Origin of the sequence: uncultured Limimaricola sp. (assembly GCF_964022235.1) — a bacterium.
Lineage (GTDB): Bacteria > Pseudomonadota > Alphaproteobacteria > Rhodobacterales > Rhodobacteraceae > Limimaricola.
In genome coordinates this window covers 1-2,827 of sequence record NZ_CAXHZL010000023.1, presented here as the reverse complement: position 1 = coordinate 2,827, position 2,827 = coordinate 1, and the positions used below count along the sequence as shown (strand labels likewise).

The following is a 2,827-nucleotide window of genomic DNA, read 5'->3' as shown; positions in this document are numbered from 1 at the left end:
TCGAACACGCGCTCACCCCGGCCCAGATCGAGATCTACGACGCCTATGCGGGTGCGTTTCGCACCATCCACCACAATCTCGAAGCCGCGCTGACGGCGACCGGCGTCAACGACGCCTCGGGAGAGACTAATGCCTCGGCCGCACGCGCCTCGGCCAAGTCCCGCTTCGAGAGCACGAAACAGCGCTTCTTCAACCATCTCCTGATGGGCATGAAGGCTCCAAGCATTATCCGCGCCATCGAGGACGATCTGGCGGCGGGCAAGGCTTGCGTCATCCAGGTGGTCTCGACGGGTGAGAGTCTGCTGAAACGCCGGCTTGAGACGATGGATCCCGAGGATGAACTCGTCGAGGGTGCCTTGACGCCGCGCGACTATGTTCTCGGCTACCTCGAACAGGCTTTCCCGATCCATGCGCAAAAGCTGGTGGAGATCGACGGCAATATGGTGGCAGAACCTTTGCGGGATGAGACTGGGGCGCTGGTCATCTCGCGCGAGGCGCTCGCTTTGCGTGACGCGGCCATGATGGAATTGATGACGCTGGCCCCGATCCCTTCGGCGCTGGATCAGATCCTCTGGGCCTTTGGCGACGATGCCGTGGCAGAAGTCACGGGGCGGTCCATCCGGCCCCTCAAAGCCGAGGATGGCCATCTCTTCATCGAAAAGCGCAGCGCCAGTAGCAATTCATCCGAGACCCAAGCCTTCATGGACGGCGAAAAGGATATCCTGATCTTCTCCGATGCAGGCGGCACGGGCCGGTCCTATCACGCGGCGCAAACGGCGAAGAACCAGAAACGGCGGCGGCACTACCTGCTGGAGCCCGGCTGGCGCGCGGATGCGGCCATCCAGGGGCTCGGCCGCACGCATCGCTCGGCCCAGGTCAGCGCGCCCTTCTTCCGGGTCTGCACCTCCGATGTGCATGGCGAGAAACGCTTCACCTCAACTATAGCCAAACGCCTCGACCAGCTGGGGGCCTTGACCAAGGGCCAGCGCGAGACCGGCTCGCAAGGCATGTTCCGCGAGGAGGACAATCTCGAAAGCCCGATCGCGCGGGCGGCGCTGCGTGGGTATTTCGCCGATCTTGCCGCCGGGCGCGCTGAGGCGATGAGCTACGAGAGCTTCACCGACTGGACAGCCCTGCGGCTGATCGACAAGGACGGGGTGCTCCTTGAGGAGCTTCCCCCGATCCAGCGGTTTCTGAACCGGGTTCTGGCCCTGCCCATCCACATGCAGAACGCGCTCTTTGCCGAGTTCATGCGCCGGATTGCCGATCAGACTGAACGGGCGCGCGCGGCGGGCACGCTCGATCTCGGCGTGGAAACCCTGCGTGGCGAAAAGATCGAACAGGTCTCCACAGAGGATCTCTGGACCTGCCCGAAATCCGGCGCCGTGACGCGGATCATCGGACTTGAGGTGACGGACCCAGTGTATGTCCTGGGCGCCGAAGAGGCCATATCGCGCAATCCCGACAAGCTGCCGATGGTGAATCGCGCCTCCGGTCGCGCGGCGCTCATCTCGGCGCGCCCCATGCAGATGTATGACGAGGACATTGTCACGCTGATGCGCAAGGTGGTGCGGCCAAACGGGTCGAGCTATCTGGAGGAGACGCGGTTCGAGTCCTCGGCCTGGGAAGACATCGGAAGGCCTGAGTTCGCAAGGCTTTGGGATGAAGAGGCTGCGTCCCTGCCGAAAACCACCACGACCAAGCTCTACCTGCTGACGGGGATGCTGTTGCCGATCTGGAAGGACATCCCGACCACGAATGAGCGCATCTACCGCGTCACGCCGGACGGGGCGACCGCCATGATCGGGCGCACGCTGAGCGAGGAAGGGACGGCAGCGTTGCGCGCCCGCTTCCTCGTCTCCAACCCGCAAACACCGCAGGAGATGCTGACCGCCGCCCTCGGCACCACCGTACCTGTCGATCTGGGCCGGGGTCTCACCCTGACCCGTCGCCGGGTCGCAGGCGAGATGCGTCTCGAGCTGGGTGGTGCGGATCGGGGCATGATTGAAGGTCTCAAGGCCATGGGGTGTTTCACGGAGATCATCTCCTTCCAGCTGCGGGTGTTCCTGCCGCATGGAGACGGGATCGACACGGGCCGCATTCTGGCCCGGATCGTTGGAACCGAAACGTCAGCCGCGCAGAACGTGGCTTCAGTGGCAGCGGAATAGGCACGGAGGCGATCATGACACTCGAAGAGATCAAAGCCGCCATCGATGCCGGTCGGACCGTGCATTGGGCCAACACCGGCTACCGCGTGCAAAAGGACAGCCTCGGCCAATACCTGATTACGTTTGAGCCGAACGGCAGCACCATCGGGCTGACCGACCGGAGCGGGCAGCGGTTGAACGGGGAGGAAGCAGAGTTCTTTATCGCTGGACCGGAGGGTGGCGACGAGAAGCGCCAGGATAGCCAACTGAGACCAGACGGGCAGGGGAGGGGCGTCGTACCCGGCGGGGAGGTGGCACAGTCTCTCAGGCGCCAGCGCTGAACTGAAGGTTGGGAAGAAAGTAAAGCGAGCTTTCTAGTTTGTGATCCCAGGAGGGGTCGAAAAAGCAATCCCGGATGCGCTGGCAAGAACGTCAGGCACCGGCCAATCCAAGAAGGAACTATCCCATGTTCGCAGGAACCCTTACCCGCAACGCCGAGACCGCTGCCGCCGAATACACCGGCATGATCCATTCGACGCGCTTTGACATCGCCATCCAGCTCGAGGCACGGGCCAAGATGTCCGAACGCAGTCCGGATTTTGACGTCACGGCAATCAACAAGTCGGGCCGCAAGGTGCGCATCGGCACGGCCTGGAACGAGACCGGCAATACCAGCGGCA

At 63.2% G+C, this 2,827-nt stretch carries 3 protein-coding genes; all 3 read left to right on the top strand.

The genetic code is table 11. The features are described 5' to 3' along the window. On the top strand, window positions 1–2,168 hold a 2,168-nt coding region (locus AADJ02_RS18175), incomplete at its 5' end, for a strawberry notch C-terminal domain-containing protein (RefSeq protein WP_341214418.1). A 14-nt stretch (window positions 2,169–2,182) separates the two neighbouring features. After that, a complete protein-coding gene (locus AADJ02_RS18170; protein WP_074637386.1) occupies window positions 2,183–2,488 on the top strand; it encodes a hypothetical protein in 306 nt (101 codons plus the stop codon). A gap of 125 nt (window positions 2,489–2,613) precedes the next feature. Beyond that, the coding region (locus tag AADJ02_RS18165) for a DUF736 family protein (protein ID WP_341214417.1) at window positions 2,614–2,827 on the top strand (214 nt) is incomplete at its 3' end.